11 protein-coding genes and 1 tRNA gene are annotated in these 14,824 nt (G+C 61.3%); 8 read left to right on the forward strand and 4 right to left on the reverse strand.

Annotated elements, in window-relative coordinates; all coding sequences use genetic code 11:
• Nucleotides 1-2 precede the first annotated feature (2 nt).
• Complete coding sequence (locus ACP7B9_RS09020) at nucleotides 3-1,382, reverse strand: L-fuconate dehydratase (protein WP_425862647.1); 1,380 nt, start codon at nucleotides 1,380-1,382, stop codon at nucleotides 3-5.
• Between the two features lie 196 nt (nucleotides 1,383-1,578).
• Between ACP7B9_RS09020 and ACP7B9_RS09025 the strand changes: the two genes are divergently transcribed.
• Nucleotides 1,579-2,478, forward strand: coding sequence for a fumarylacetoacetate hydrolase family protein (locus ACP7B9_RS09025; protein WP_425862649.1), 900 nt, complete (start codon nucleotides 1,579-1,581; stop codon nucleotides 2,476-2,478).
• Entirely contained in the window at nucleotides 2,479-3,234 is a 756-nt protein-coding gene (locus ACP7B9_RS09030) for an SDR family NAD(P)-dependent oxidoreductase (protein WP_425862651.1), read from the forward strand. It abuts the gene before it with no gap.
• 174 nt (nucleotides 3,235-3,408) lie between these two features.
• On the opposite strand, the gene ACP7B9_RS09035 is transcribed toward ACP7B9_RS09030, so the two are convergent.
• Nucleotides 3,409-5,589, reverse strand: coding sequence for a RecQ family ATP-dependent DNA helicase (locus ACP7B9_RS09035; RefSeq protein WP_425863127.1), 2,181 nt, complete (start codon nucleotides 5,587-5,589; stop codon nucleotides 3,409-3,411).
• A gap of 137 nt (nucleotides 5,590-5,726) precedes the next feature.
• Between ACP7B9_RS09035 and ACP7B9_RS09040 the strand changes: the two genes are divergently transcribed.
• From ACP7B9_RS09040 to ACP7B9_RS09055, 4 genes are all read left to right on the forward strand, one after another.
• Complete coding sequence (locus tag ACP7B9_RS09040; protein ID WP_425862652.1) at nucleotides 5,727-7,145, forward strand: phosphomannomutase/phosphoglucomutase; 1,419 nt, start codon at nucleotides 5,727-5,729, stop codon at nucleotides 7,143-7,145.
• Nucleotides 7,146-7,162: 17 nt separating this feature from the next.
• Entirely contained in the window at nucleotides 7,163-7,654 is a 492-nt protein-coding gene (locus ACP7B9_RS09045) for a hypothetical protein (protein ID WP_425862653.1), read from the forward strand.
• Complete coding sequence (locus tag ACP7B9_RS09050) at nucleotides 7,654-8,103, forward strand: RrF2 family transcriptional regulator (protein WP_425862655.1); 450 nt, start codon at nucleotides 7,654-7,656, stop codon at nucleotides 8,101-8,103. The genes ACP7B9_RS09045 and ACP7B9_RS09050 overlap by 1 nt, the downstream gene beginning before the upstream one ends.
• Before the next feature lie 120 nt (nucleotides 8,104-8,223).
• Nucleotides 8,224-9,393, forward strand: coding sequence for a globin domain-containing protein (locus tag ACP7B9_RS09055; RefSeq protein WP_425862657.1), 1,170 nt, complete (start codon nucleotides 8,224-8,226; stop codon nucleotides 9,391-9,393).
• A 203-nt stretch (nucleotides 9,394-9,596) separates the two neighbouring features.
• Here ACP7B9_RS09055 and ACP7B9_RS09060 read toward each other — a convergent pair whose 3' ends face one another.
• Entirely contained in the window at nucleotides 9,597-11,426 is a 1,830-nt protein-coding gene (locus ACP7B9_RS09060; protein ID WP_425862658.1) for a phosphoenolpyruvate carboxykinase (GTP), read from the reverse strand.
• A gap of 297 nt (nucleotides 11,427-11,723) precedes the next feature.
• On the opposite strand from ACP7B9_RS09060, the gene ACP7B9_RS09065 reads away from it, so the two are divergent.
• Nucleotides 11,724-11,796 (forward strand) — tRNA-Arg (locus tag ACP7B9_RS09065).
• A 477-nt stretch (nucleotides 11,797-12,273) separates the two neighbouring features.
• Complete coding sequence (locus ACP7B9_RS09070; RefSeq protein ID WP_425862660.1) at nucleotides 12,274-13,890, forward strand: glycoside hydrolase family 16 protein; 1,617 nt, start codon at nucleotides 12,274-12,276, stop codon at nucleotides 13,888-13,890.
• 120 nt (nucleotides 13,891-14,010) lie between these two features.
• Here ACP7B9_RS09070 and ACP7B9_RS09075 read toward each other — a convergent pair whose 3' ends face one another.
• The gene (locus tag ACP7B9_RS09075) at nucleotides 14,011-14,748 is read right to left on the reverse strand and encodes an alpha/beta fold hydrolase (protein ID WP_425862662.1); all 738 of its coding nucleotides are present in this window, start codon (nucleotides 14,746-14,748) and stop codon (nucleotides 14,011-14,013) included.
• Nucleotides 14,749-14,824 lie beyond the last annotated feature (76 nt).

Below are 14,824 nucleotides of genomic sequence, written 5' to 3' on the forward strand. Positions count from 1 at the left end.
GGTTAGACCAGATCCTTTTGTGGTGCGGCAACGGAATGTTCGACGGCGGCCACCTCGCCTGTTGCTTCGGCTGCGGCGGCCGCGTCGGCCAGCCAGAAAGCGCCGTCCGGGAAAGTGTATTCAGCAATAGATGCAGCGTGCATCTCGCTTCCACCACCCGGAACCAGCGGCGGCCAGTAGCAACCGTCGTGAACGTCGATCGGGGCCACAAAGTGTTCGTGCAGGTGGTCCACAAATTCAATCATGCGGTCCTCCTTCTGGCCCGAAACGGCGACAAAATCAAACATGGAGAGGTGCTGAACGGCCTCGCACAGGCCCACGCCGCCGGCGTGTGGGCAGACCCGGACACCAAATTTGGCGGCGAGAAGGAGGATCGCAACGTTTTCGTTGACACCGGCCACGCGGGCTGCGTCGATCTGCAGGACCGAAAGCGCATTAGCCTGCAACATCTGTTTGAACACCACCCGGTTTTGCACGTGTTCGCCGGTGGCTACCGGAATGGGTGCCACGCCTCGGGCGATGGCGGCGTGGCCGAGGATATCGTCCGGGCTCGTGGGCTCTTCAATCCAGGCGATGTCGAACGGCGCTAGGTGGCTCATCCACTCGATGGCCTGGGCAACGTCCCAGCGCTGGTTGGCGTCAACGGCAATCTTAATGTCGGGGCCGACGGCGGCACGTGCGGTACGCAGGCGGCGGACATCGTCGTCAAGGTCGGCACCAACTTTAAGCTTGATCTGCTTGAAACCGCTGGCAACAGCCTCGTTGGCCAATCGGGTCAGCTTCTCATCGGAGTAGCCCAACCAGCCGGGTGTGGTGGTGTAGCCCGGGTATCCCTCGGACAACAAGGTGGCAGTACGTTCGCCGCGGCCTGCTTCTGCCTTGCGCAGGATCTCCAGGGCATCCTCGCGGGTCAGGGCGTCGGTGAGGTAGCGGAAGTCGACCAGGTCGACCAGTTCCTCGGGGCTCATTTCTGCCAACAGCTGCCACAGCGGCAGACCTGCACGCTTGGATTTCAGGTCCCATAACGCGTTGACCACGGCGCCGATGGCCATGTGCATGACACCTTTTTCCGGGCCGAGCCAGCGGAGCTGGGAATCATGGGCAAGTTCGCGCCAGGTGCCACCCATGTCGTTGAGGAGTTCCTCGGTATTGCGTCCGAGCAGGTACGGGGTCAATGCCTTGATGGCCGCTGTCTCAACATCATTGCCGCGGCCGATGGTGAAAACGAAACCGTGCCCTTCGTGCCCATCGCCGCTGTCCGTCACAACCCGCAGGTACGCGGCCGAGTAGTCCGGGTCCGGGTTCATGGCGTCAGAGCCATCTAGATCACGCGACGTTGGAAAACGGACGTCGCTGGTCTCGACGGCAATGATTGTGCTCACGGGCTACTCCTGGTTGAGGAAGGAAGTTCTAAAAAAGTTACCCCTAGCTAAACATCGGATGTTTTCCGTGTCAATATTAGAGATAGAGCCGAAATAGCCGTAAGGTTTGGGTAAAGTTACCCGAAAGCTCAGATGTTAGGGTCCTGCGGAGGGCTCTCATACCAAAATCGCACCGCACGTTAGAGGTAAGAATTTCATGAAGATTGCACGCCTTGGCGAGCTGGGACGGGAAATTCCCGTTGTCATTGCCGCCGACTCCACCGGAACCGAAATTAGCTACGACGCCAGCCCGGTCACGGCCACCATCGACGGCGCCTTCCTCGCCGGCGGCGGACTTGCCACGCTGCGCGACGCGGTGAACAACGGCACCTTGCCCGTTCTAGAGAACGCCGCCGAACTACGCATCGGTTCTCCGATTGCCCGGCCCAACAACGTCATCTGCATCGGCATGAACTACGCGGCCCACGCAGCAGAATCCGGCGCGCTACCCCCAACGATCCCCGTGGTCTTCCTCAAGCCGAACAACACTGTGGCCGGCCCCTTTGACGCTGCGCCGATCCCGCCGCTAGCCGCCAAGTACGACTGGGAAGTGGAGCTCGGCGTGGTCATCGGCCGCGAAGTCAGCTACCTCTCCACCCTCGAAGAAGCCGCCGACGCCGTCGCCGGTTATGTCATTGCCAATGACCTTTCCGAGCGCGAATACCAGATTCCCGGTGCCGCAGGCCAGTGGACCAAGGGCAAGTCCTTGCCGAAGTCCACCCCGTTGGGCCCGTGGTTTGTCCCGGCAGAAGATGCTGACGCGAACAATCTCCAGCTCAAGAGCTGGGTCAATGGCGAACCACGCCAAGACTCCAACACAGCCGATCTGATCTTTGACGTGCCCACGATCATTCACCACCTGAGCCAGTACATGGTGCTGGAAGCGGGCGATGTGGTGCTCACGGGAACCCCCGAGGGCGTGGCGCTATCCGGGCGTTTCCCTTACATCCAGGACGGCGACGTTGTGGAAGTTGAAATTGCCGGGCTGGGCCGCCAGCGCCAAGAATTCTTCCGCGCTGGCGCCACAACCGCCGGCACCACAAACCAGGAGGCATAAATGAGCCAGGAACTTTCAGGCTTCACAGCTGTTGTGACCGGCGGCGCGTCAGGCATTGGTGCCGCCATCGCCGCTAAATTACAAGGCTTAGGCGCGCAGGTTGCCGTTCTAGACCTGAACCCGAAGGATCTCCCCGAGGGACAGCTAGGTTTCCCGTGCGACGTGTCCGACGACGCCTCCGTCGTTGCCGCGATCGATGGCACCGTCGCGGCCTTTGGCGGCGTGGACATCGTGGTCAATAACGCCGGCATCGGAGCCATCGGCTCCGTAGAAGATAACGACGACGCAGAATGGGCGCGCGTCTGGAACATCAATGTAGTGGGCATGGTGCGGGTTTCTCGCGCAGCACTGCCTCATCTGCGTCAGTCCAGCGCAGCGGCGATCGTGAACATCTGCTCCATCGCAGCCACCGCGGGCCTGCCCCAGCGCGCGCTGTACTCGGCGACAAAGGGCGCAGTGCTGTCTTTGACGCAGGCTATGGCGGCCGATCACTTGCGTGAAGGCGTCCGCGTCAACTGCGTCAACCCCGGCACGGCCGATACCCCGTGGGTTGGCCGCCTCCTGTCCCAGGCCGACAATCCCGCCGCGGAACGCGCAGCATTGAATGCGCGCCAGCCGCATGGCCGGTTGGTTACGGCAGAGGAAGTCGCCGGAGCCGTGGCTTATCTGGCCAGTCCGCTCTCGGGTTCCACTTCCGGCACCTCAATAGCGGTCGACGGCGGCATGCAGGCTCTGCGCCTGCGCCCCGTCGAATAACACCCCCAACGCCGCACCACATTCTGGCCATTTTTCACAGACGCCGCATCACTTTCCGGGGTGACTCCCATCCCATGCTCCTCCACTGGCAGAGAAGCCGTACTAAAGAATCGCCGGGAAGTGGTGCCGCGTTGCTCAAAAAACGCCGGAAAGTGATGCGGCGTTTGATTTGGATTAGCCGGCCTGTGCCAAAACTAGCGGGAGCACCTGATCCGCACCGGCCTGACGCAGGGCGCGGCCTGCCACGGTCAGTGTCCATCGGCTGTCCACAAGGTCGTCCAGCAAGAGGATCGGCCCAGACGGTCCGGCGGCGAGCGCAGCCTGAAGTTCTGGACCAACGGCAAACCGTTCCCAGACTCCGGCCAGACGATACGCACTATTGCCGCCGCGTGCTCCGGTGGGGCCACCAAACTCGAGGGACATCTCGCCCAAGTACGGCAACCGGCCGATCTCGCAGATGGCCTGCGCGAAGGACTGTAAGAGCGCAGGCTTGGTGCGCGAGGGCATCGATACAACGGCTACCGGGCGTCCGGAGCCTTCCCAACCGCCCTGCCCCCATTCGCGCAGAACGGCGACAACGGCGTGGGCCATCGCGGTATCAATCGGCGCATCCGGTGCTCCTGCGGCGAACATTGACCGCAGCGCATTGCCCCACCCAAGATCGGTGAGCCTAGCCAGGGCACGCCCTGTCGAGACCAACTCATCGGCCTTCAACTTGCCTTTAACAGGAACCCCCAGCCGATCCATACCTGTGGGCCACATGGCCCGCGGGTCCAGCGGAAGCCCGGCATGACGCAACGAGTCGCCCGCGGCCTCTGCAGCTCCCGAGGCAACTTCGGCATTAAACCAGCGTCCCGTGCAGTTGTCGCATCGGCCGCAGGGTTCGGCTGTATCGTCATCCAGCGCCGCCGCCAAATACTCCATGCGGCAACCGGACATGCGCTCATACTCGACCATGGACTGCTGCTCATCCACACGGGCCTGGGCAATGCGCCGGTACCGTTCCTCGTCATACGTCCACGGCTGGCCGGTGGACTCCCAGCCGCCGGTGACCCGCCGCACCGCGCCGTCGACGGCAAGGACTTTCAACAACAGCTCAAGCGGAGTGCGCCGCAGGTCAACGCGTGCTTCCAAGGCCGGAGTGGACATTGGCTTGGGTGATTCCCCCAGGGCCGTCAGAACAGCCATGGCCTTGTCCTGGGCCGGCATCGAGGCAGTGGCAAAGTATCGCCAGATCTCGGCGTCCTCGCTTCCGGGCAGCAAGAGGACGTCGGCATTGGCGCTGCCACGACCGGCACGGCCCACCTGTTGGTAATAGGCAACCGGGGACGACGGCGCTCCCAAGTGAACAACGAACCCCAAGTCTGGTTTGTCGAACCCCATACCCAAGGCGCTCGTGGCCACCAAGGCCTTGACCTGATTGTTCTTCAGAGCCTCTTCCAGTGATTCGCGCTCCATGGTGTCGGTGCGTCCCGTGTACGCCTTGACTACATGCCCGGCCTCGGCCAAAAGCCGGGCTGTGTCTTCGGCTGCCGAGACGGTCAACGTATAAATGATGCCGCTGCCGGGCAGCTCGGCCAGGTGGGTGAGCAGCCAACCGAGCCTGTCGCGGGAATCGGCCAGCCGTAAAACACCCAAGCGCAGCGACTTGCGTGCCAGCGGGCCCCTAATGGTAAAGACGCCGGTACCCAACTGCTCCTCGATGTCGGCAACGACGCGCGAGTTGGCTGTGGCCGTGGTGGCCAGTACCGGCACAGAGGCCGGCAGCTGCGCAATGAGATCAGCGATCCGGCGGTAGTCGGGGCGGAAATCGTGGCCCCAGTCCGAAATACAGTGCGCCTCATCGACCACGAGGAGTCCCGTACGGCGAATCAACGACGGCAGCTGGTTCTCACGGAAGGACGGATTTGTCAGCCGCTCGGGTGAGACAAGTAGCACATCCACCTCATCAGCGGCCAAGGCTGCGGATACTAAATCCCATTCGGTGGCGTTAGCCGAGTTGATGGCCATGGCCCGAACCCCGGCGCGCTCGGCGGCAGCCACCTGATCGCGCATGAGGGCCAACAAAGGCGAAACGATCAGCGTGGGGCCGGCCCCGCGAGCCCGCAGCAGCAGTGAGGCAACGAAGTAAACAGCCGATTTTCCCCAACCGGTTCGCTGGACAACCAAGGCCCTGCGGTTGGAGTCGACAAGGGCCTCGATCGCCTCAAACTGGCCATCGTGGAACACCGCGTCAGGCCGCCCCACGAGCGCCCGCAGTACCTCGAGGGCCTGCTCCCGGGTGCTGGAAGGGAGCCCCTGCCCGTCCGAATGACCGGACGGAACGGCGGTGGATGTGCCTTGCGCTGGGTACATTGTCATGTCCCCCAGTATTCCAGCGAGCACCGACAACTTACGAGCCGCCATGGTCGCAGCTGTGGATAACTCCCCCTGCGAGGCCGCTGAGATACTGCTGCGGCATCGTTGCGGAACTGCGGCGGTAGCATGGTGGGGTGACTACTGAAGATATTTTGCCGGTTAATTTGTCCGACTCTTTCAAGGCCTACGATGTTCGCGGGATCGTCGGCACATCCATCACCTCAGCCTCGGTGCAAGCCGTGGGTGCCGCATTTGTAGAGGTGCTGGGCCTGAAAGGGCAGACGGTACTGGTAGGCGGCGACATGCGCCCCTCCTCCCCCGAGTTCTCCCAAGCCTTCGCCGCTGGCGCATCGAGCCGCGGCGCGAACGTGAAACTCCTGGGCCTGATCTCCACCGACGAACTCTACTTCGCCTCCGGAATCCTCAACGCCGCAGGCGTGGTCTTCACCGCTAGCCACAACCCGGCCGAATACAACGGCATGAAAATGACCAAAGCCGGCGCCGTCCCCCTCTCCTCAGAGACCGGACTCACCGAGATCCGCGACCTCGCCCAGTCCTACCTGAACGACGGCCTCCCCACCCCAACCGACAGTGAAGGCATCATCGGCGAGGCCGATGTCCTCAAGGACTACGCCGAATTCCTCCGCAAGCTCGTTGACCTCACCACCTCCCGCCCCCTGAAGATCGTCGTCGACGCCGGAAACGGCATGGCCGGCATGACCACCCCCGCCGTCCTCGGCGACGCCCTCCTACCGGGTCTGCCCTTCGAGATCGTCCCGCTCTACTTCGAACTCGATGGCACCTTCCCGAACCACCCGGCCAACCCACTAGAACCAGCCAACCTGCTCGATCTCCAGGCCGCCGTCGTCAAGCACGGCGCAGACCTAGGCCTAGCCTTCGACGGCGATGCCGACCGCTGCTTCGTCATCGACGAACTCGGCGCACCCGTCTCCCCCTCAGCCGTCACCGCACTGGTAGCACGCCGCGAAATCGCACGCGCCAAAGCCGCCGGCGAGGAACGCCCCACCGTGATCCATAACCTCATCACCTCCCGCGCCGTGCCCGAACTCATCGAGCACGACGGCGCACGCGCCGTACGCACCCGCGTTGGCCACTCCTTCATCAAAGCCACCATGGCCACAGAAGGCGCCGTCTTCGGCGGCGAGCACTCCGCGCACTACTACTTCCGCGACTTCTTCAACGCGGACACCGGCATGCTCGCCGCCATGCACGTCCTGGCCGCCCTCGGCGAGCAAGACGGACCCCTGTCCGATCTGGGCCGCGAATACGAGCCCTACGTATCCAGCGGCGAGATCAACTCCCAGCTCTCCGATGTCCCGGCCGCCGTGGCCCGCGTCCGCGACGCCTACACCCGAGACGACGTCGTTATCGACGAACTCGACGGCCTCACCTTCACAGCCAACAACGGCGACTGGTGGTTCAACCTCCGCGCATCCAACACCGAACCGTTCCTGCGCCTGAACGCCGAAGCCATCAACGCCACAACCATGGCCGACATGCGCGACACCGTCCTAGACCTCATCCGCAAATAGCACCCGCAGGAGCATCCATGGAAAACGAGACAACAGAAACAACAGGGGCGGCCCAGACGGCACCTGCAGCACAGTCTGAAACAGACAAGCTGGTCCAGGACGATCTGAACAAGCTGATCGGCACCGCCTTTGGTATTGCCGCCGAGCAGCTGGAGGCCCACGGTGCATTCCTGCCGGTCGGCCTAGTCATCACGTATGACGACGAACTCAACATGGTCGCCGTCGCCCCCAACACTGTGGATGGCGAGGATGAAAGCGATCTTGACGCGGATGTCATGGTTGCTGACTTGTTTGAGGCACTCGGGCAACAGCGCGAGCAGAACCGGGCCGCCGCCGTCGTGTGTGACATCCATTTGCCCGAGGATGCCACCGACGCCATTCATGTCATGGCCGAGCACAGCACCGGCGTTGCCGTCTCGGCGGTGCGCCCCTACCGTCAGGGGGCCGAGGGCTGGGAGTTCAGCGAGCCTTTCCTGGAAGCCGGCGAGAAAGTTATCTGGCCTGCTTAGTGCGTATTAACAGCTTTTCCGACGTGAGCCTGCGGCTCCTGATGGTCTTATGCTCGGTGTCTGGCGAGGAATTACCCACGACGCGCGAGCTCGCCGAGACCGTCGGGACGCCCTATAACCATGTCAGCAAGGCTGTTCTTAAGTTGCGGCAGATGGGTCTGGTTGAGGCGATCCGTGGCCGCAGCGGTGGCGTACGCATCACCCCCGCGGGCAGACATGCCACGGTGGGTGGCGTTTTGCGCGTCTTGGATGATCACAGTGACGTCGCCGCCTGCCAAACCGTCGCCGGTGAATGCCCACTAATCCACGACTGCGGACTCCGCGGCGCGCTCAACCACGCGAGGGAAGCTTTTTACGCATCCCTGGACGATGTGGCGATTGACAGCCTGACCAAGAAGCCGCAGAGCGGCCCCGTCCCAGTGACGTTAAGCACTCGCCCGGAGAACTAATCCGCGGCATTCCGCCAATTTTCTACAGCACGTAGAACTTGGCGTCGATCTGTCACTTAAATGTTGCATTTCAAATGCTACTTTTGGATAGTCACCCCGACATTGATCCAAGGAGTAAAGATGCTTTCGGAAAAATCACGGCCCCTCATCGTTGCCACCCTCCCATTGGTGGGCTCACGGCTCGGCGCCATTACCCCGAACTTTTACAACCGGCTCTTTGCTGCCCACCCGGAACTCCTCGACGGCCTCTTCAGCCGCGCCAACCAAAACAACGGTGAGCAGCAGAAGGCCCTGGCCGGCTCCATTGCGGGCTTTGCCACGGCCCTGGTTGCCAATCCGGATCTGATTCCCGAGCAGATGCTCAGCCGCATCGCCCACAAGCACACCTCCTTGGGGATCACCGAGGACCAGTACCAAGTGGTCTACAAGTACCTCTTCGAGGCCATCGCCGAAGAACTCGCCGATGTCATCACGGCGGAAATTGCCGAGGCGTGGACCGAGGTCTACTGGCTCATGGCCAACGCGCTGATCAAGATCGAAAAGGGCCTCTATGCGCTCCAGGCCAATGACAAGATCTGGATGCCGTGGACCATTGTCGAGAAGAACCAGGCTGGCACGGATTCCATGACGTTTGTCTTGGAGCCGGCCGACGACACCGCCGTCACGATCGCCCGTCCCGGACAGTTCGTTTCCGTCCGCGTGGCGCTCCCAGACGGCTTGCTCCAGTGCCGTCAGTACTCGCTGAGCGCAGACGTTGAATCAACGACCCGCCGAGTGTTCACCACCAAGCGCGACGACGGTGGCGAGGTTTCACCCGTGCTGCACCGCGATATCAAGGTGGGGGACGTCGTCGAACTTTCCAATCCTTATGGTGATGTGACGCTCGACGGCGAGGGACCCGTTGTGTTTGCCACGGCAGGAATTGGCTGCACCCCCTCGGCCTCGGCGCTGCGTTCGCTGGTCACCACCGGCGTGGACCGCGAGGTTTTGGTACTGCACGCCGAAAAGAACCTTGCGGCATGGGCTTTGCGCGATCAAATGACAACCGACGTTGCGGCGATTGACGGGGCGCAGTTGCAGCTGTGGCTAGAAGAGCCCACGGATGGTTTCCATAAGGGCTTCATGTCCCTGGCGGGTCTGGACCTCCCGGCCGATGCGTCCATATATGTGTGCGGACCATTGCCGTTCATGAAAGCCATCCGCAATCAGGCCATCGAGGCGGGCATTCCGTCCACGAAGATCCACTATGAGGTCTTCGGCCCGGACCTGTGGCTGGCCGGCGCGAACTAGCCGCCACCAGAAACGCTCGCTCTCTTGAGGGGCTATTTCGACGAACGCTCGCTCACCAGCCGCGGAATTCAGCCAGCCGGTGAGCGAGCGTTCGGCATAAGTGCCCCGTATGCGAGCGAGCGTTTTGAGGGGGACATACACGAAAAAGGTCTCGAGGGGGTCGACCTGCTGGTCGATCCCCTCGAGACCTTTCATACTTTCAGTTATGCGGCGAAGCGGGCCTTCAGGCTGCTGAGCTCGGCGGCCATTTCCGCCGGAAGCGAGCCGCCGAAGCGTTCGTACCACTCGTCAATGCCTGCCAGTTCGGCTTGCCATTCGGCGGGATCAACCTTGAGTGCGTCTTCCAAGTCCGACGCCGGGACCTCCAAACCGTTCAGGTCCAGTGCTCCTTCTGCCGGGATAAAGCCGATGGGGGTTTCGACGGCCGCAGCGGTGCCCTCAATGCGCTCGATGACCCACTTGAGCACACGGCTGTTTTCGCCGAATCCTGGCCAGGCGAAGCCACCGCTGGAGTTCCGGCGGAACCAGTTGACAAGGAAGATCTTCGGCAGACGCGCCTGGTCACCCTTGGCGGACAGATCAATCCAGTGCTTGAGGTAATCGCCGGCGTCGTAGCCGATGAACGGCAACATCGCCATGGGGTCGCGGCGAACCACACCTACGGCACCCGTTGCCGCGGCCGTGGTCTCCGAGGAAAGCGTCGAACCCATGAAGATTCCATGGCTCCAATCCCGAGCCTGCGTCACCAAGGGAATGGTGGTCTTGCGACGTCCACCGAACAGTATGGCGTTGATTTCCACTCCCTCAGGGGAGAAGTAGTCCGGGGAGAGCATATCCACCTGGTCGATGGGTGTGCAGAAACGAGAGTTGGGGTGCGCGGCCGGACGGTCCAAATCGGGCGTCCAGCTGTTGCCCTGCCAGTCTGTCAGGTGTGCCGGAACCTCGTCCGTCATACCTTCCCACCAAACACCGCCGTCGTCCGTCAAGGCAACGTTGGTGAAGATCGAGTTACCCTTGGCGATTGCGGCCATGGCGTTCGGGTTCGTTGACCAGCCGGTGCCGGGAGCCACACCAAAGAGGCCAGCCTCCGGGTTGATGGCGCGCAGCTCACCTTCCTTGCCGAAGCGCATCCAGTTGATGTCATCGCCCAATGTCTGGGCCTTCCATCCAGGAATGGTTGGCTCAAGCAGCGCAAGGTTGGTCTTGCCGCAGGCCGAGGGGAATGCTGCGACTACGTGGTAATCCTTGTTTTCCGGGCTGGTGAGCTTCAGGATCAGCATGTGCTCAGCGAGCCACCCCTCGTCGCGAGCCATGACAGAAGCGATGCGGAGCGCAAAGCACTTCTTGCCGAGCAGCGCGTTTCCGCCGTATCCGGAACCGTAGGAGAAGATTGAGCGCTCCTCCGGGAAGTGCACAATCCACTTCTCGTCGTTGCACGGCCAAGCGACATCCTGCTGGCCCGGCGCCAGAGGTGCACCCACTGAGTGCAGGGCCGGAACGAAGAATGCGTTGGTGTCTTCGATCTTGCGCAGAACGTCGGTGCCGATGTTGGCCATGATGCGCATTGACGCCACTACGTAGGCGGAGTCCGTGATCTCCACGCCAAACTTGGGGTCCTGCGCATCCAGCGGGCCCATGACGAAGGGGATGACGTACATGGTCCGTCCGCGCATGGAGCCAGCAAACTTCTCATCCAGAATCGCCTTCATGGCGGCTGGTTCCATCCAGTTGTTCGTGAACCCGGCGTCGCGCTCCTTCTCGGAGCAGATGAAAGTCCGCCCTTCAACACGGGCCACATCTTTGGGGTCCGAGAAAGCTGCGAACGATTTGGGGAACAGCTCGGGGTTCAAACGCGTGAGAGTTCCGTCAGCAACCAGCTGATCGGTCAGCTCTGCATATTCCTGCGCAGACCCGTCTACCCAGCGGATGCTATCCGGCAAGGTCAGAGCCGCAACCTCAGCCACCCAGACAGCCAAGCCCTCGTGGGTGGTCATTGCCTGCTCGACGTGTTCCTGCACTGGCGCGTGGCCCATCGGGTGTCCCTTCATTGGGTGGTAGGTGGTGTCTAAATGCTATGACCCGAATTTGGGCCTCACCAGGCATCGGATATGGAACATGGTCATGGTGACGGGTACAAGAACCCCGGATTTCCGCGGTTTCCCATTTTTGTTATGGGTGACATATGTGAGACAGATCACGTAGACCGGTCTAGTGTCTCGGAACACGGGGATTTAGGGCCTATCGGATTTGTACTCCACAGCGAACCTGGGCTATAGTTATTCACGGCCCGAGGGTCAACGAAGAAACAAAGAAACAAAGTAACTGAATATGCGTGCGTAGCTCAATGGATAGAGCACCTGACTACGGATCAGGAGGTTGGGGGTTCGAGTCCCTTCGCGCGCACTCCAAGAAAAAGTCCCAAACATTGCGTTTGGGACTTTTTCGTTTAACAAACACCCCACTTACCCGGGACTAGCTGCCACCCACACGAATGGGCAGGCACCAAAGGGAACCACTCCCCCATCCGCGCGATTACTCCGCGAGCACCAAGAAATCCAGGCCGAGCGATTCTGTCATAAAAAAATCAAGTGTTGCCGATCACATTTGCTATGTGCTTTGATGATAGCAACCAGCCAAACTTGCCAAGTTTTAAAGCGTTTTTACTCCGTCGACTATGAACTTTGTATGGCATGTTACGGATACACCGGCAGATTGCCACGCATCACTGCTTTTCAACCCCATCGAATCCATTTCCCCACAAAAAAACCAGCTCAAGGACTCGTTCAGCGATGCGGGCACAGGCGGCTGAATCCTGTGAGAAATGCCCCCCAAGGGTGCGATTGCGGTCCTGCGCTTCCTCACTACAGAAGGAGATTCACTATGGAGAATTCATCCGATCAGACGCGCATTGGAGCGGGACTGAGCTTCGGACGTCGCACCTTTGTCGGTGCCGCAGGCATGATGGTACTCGCCTGCGCTACCGCGCCTCGCGCCTTCGCAGCTACTAACAGCACGAGCGCCGACGGCCCTTACGAGCTCGTGTGGAGCGAACAGTTCGACGGCACGGCCCTCAACGAAGAGCTTTGGGAGTACGAACTCGGCAACATTCGCGGCAATGAGCAGCAGCACTACTCGAGCGGCACAGAAAACGTCCACGTTCAGGACGGACAGCTTGTCATCACCGCCACGAACCGGCCAGTCGCCGATCAATATCGCAATACCGCCCGACACGGCGCCAACGCGCGCCTCGTCAAGTACAACTCCGGCAGCATCCGGACTCATGCCAAGAAGGACTTCCTCTACGGCAAGCTCGAAATCCGCGCCCGCCTACCCAAGGGCAAAGGCGCCTTTCCAGCCATTTGGATGCTTGGGCACGACTTCCATCTTGATGGTCGACTCTCCCAGGCGCAGGGGCCTGGCTGGCCGAGCTGCGGTGAGCTCGACGTCGTCGAACTGATTGGCGCACCGACCCTCGAATGGGCGAGCCAGGGCGAAACCGCCAAAGCGGACGTCAGTAATCGCAAAATCTATGGCACCCCGCACTTCGCCTACCGTCTCGGCGATGGGGACGGCGATGGCAGCTACCGTCCGTATACGCTCGGCGGAACTAGCGTGATCGACACAGACTTCAACGACGAATTTCACGTCTTCGGCATCAACCGGACAACGGAAAAGCTCGAATGGCTGCTGGACGGCCAAGTTTACAAAACGATCCTGTTCACCGACCCCGATCCGTTGGAAAACGAGCGCCGCCAAGCTGCGGCCGCCGGCATGCTCCGACCGATGTACTTACAGATCAACCTCGCCACTGGTGGTAACTGGGCCGGGGACGCGGGAGACCATCTCGCCGAGGACGGCACAGAGCTTGTCGTCGACTGGGTACAGTATGCCCAAACGGCCGAGCAGAAGGCTGCCGACCTCACATACTATTCCGCACTTCCACAGCTCCAAGGCGTTGTTGATATCGCCATCCGACAGGGAGAGCTCGCCGACTTGGCCGAGCACGTGTCCGTCGACTTCGCTGGATATGAGGTCTTCTGGTCCGTCAACGACACTCCAATGTTCGTCAACGGAGGTGCGGCCGGCGGGCGGAACGAGGTTCGGCTTCTTGCCAGCAGTCAGGGCGGCCCGCAGTCCATTGCAGCCCTGCCGGTCGGCGTGTACTCCCTGTACTACACGGCCCTTCCGGAGGGTACAGATTTGAGCTCCAGCAGCAAGGCTGCGCCCACCGTGCCTGCCAACCGCGCTAAGGCTGTTCTCGCGGTGCTACCGCCCGACGGCGTAAAAGGGATCCCGCGTGCCACGGTCGCAACAGTCGATCTGCCGGACGGCTGGAGTTTCAACAAGAACTCCCAGAGGTTCGATCGGAACGAAAAGTTCGACGTCACCTTCGTCAATCCGCTGGACGTGACGGTTCCCGTCGAGAAGCGTCTGCCGGTCACCTTCACCCTCGCCAAGGACGCCATTTCGCTGTCACAACCTGGCGCTAAACGGTAGCTCCACCCTGGCCACGTGGGTCAGAGCCTTCAACGTTCGCCGCGCCTGAACTATCACTGTCGCCGGCGAAGGCAAGTCTCAGGTCATGGATGAAGCAGACGGCCAACGGCCGTGCGAACATCATATGGCACCCACGTGGTCAAGGATATGGCCAGCTACACAGGCCCCGTCCTTGACCATGGTCTCGTGTCCACGTGCCTCAATTTCCACCATGGTGGCTCCCGGGATCAGTGACGTCACTTTCTCAACCCAGCTGCGTGGGCATATACGGTCCCGGTTGCCGCGAATCACCAGGGTGTGCGCGAGGATCTTGGGCAGAGTATCTTCAACGGAGTGATCCATCATGCTGCGCAATTTCTTCATGAACCACCGCGGACCGGTCTTGGCATAGTTGCGCATACCGATGGCCACCACGTCTGGGCTTTCACCAAGCAGGTCCTGCATCATGCGCCACGTCTGCCAGAAAATCGTACGTTCTGCGAGGTTGACCGTGGGGGCCACCAGCACCAACTCGGGAAAAAGATCCGGGCGCTGTGCGGCAGCTTCCGCCACGACCTGGGTTCCCATGGAGTGACCCACCAGCACCGGCCGGCCCAAACCCTCCAATTCGACAAAATCGATCAGCAGCGCTACCATTTGAGCCATCGAGAGCGCATCCAGGGGCTCAGGCGCATCACCAAACCCGGGAAGATCCAAGGCCACAACCCGCCCATGGCCTTCCAGCTCATGACTCAGCTGGGCAAAATAGGAAATTCCCATGCCAATGCCGTGAACCAAAAGAAAAGTCCGCTCGGAAACCCTGCCGGTATCGGTCGAGACAACGTCATAGTTCCCCACCAAAACCCTGCGCACGCTCACTCTGGGCCACCCGGCTGCGCCCCATCCTGCTTCCCATTCCGCTTCCCATTCCCCTGCGCGGGGATCCAGCGGAAAC

The sequence above is a fragment of the Arthrobacter sp. TWP1-1 genome (assembly GCF_049897845.1).
Taxonomy (GTDB): domain Bacteria; phylum Actinomycetota; class Actinomycetes; order Actinomycetales; family Micrococcaceae; genus Specibacter.

Bases quoted from the DNA above. Each gene is read 5' to 3' on its own strand.
- ACP7B9_RS09070 (WP_425862660.1), top strand. From the start codon at position 12,274: ATGGAGAATTCATCCGATCAGACGCGCATTGGAGCGGGACTGAGCTTC.
- ACP7B9_RS09060 (WP_425862658.1), bottom strand. From the start codon at position 11,426: ATGGGCCACGCGCCAGTGCAGGAACACGTCGAGCAGGCAATGACCACC.
- ACP7B9_RS09035 (WP_425863127.1), bottom strand. From the start codon at position 5,589: ATGTACCCAGCGCAAGGCACATCCACCGCCGTTCCGTCCGGTCATTCG.
- ACP7B9_RS09045 (WP_425862653.1), top strand. From the start codon at position 7,163: ATGGAAAACGAGACAACAGAAACAACAGGGGCGGCCCAGACGGCACCT.
- ACP7B9_RS09055 (WP_425862657.1), top strand. From the start codon at position 8,224: ATGCTTTCGGAAAAATCACGGCCCCTCATCGTTGCCACCCTCCCATTG.
- ACP7B9_RS09025 (WP_425862649.1), top strand. From the start codon at position 1,579: ATGAAGATTGCACGCCTTGGCGAGCTGGGACGGGAAATTCCCGTTGTC.
- ACP7B9_RS09030 (WP_425862651.1), top strand. From the start codon at position 2,479: ATGAGCCAGGAACTTTCAGGCTTCACAGCTGTTGTGACCGGCGGCGCG.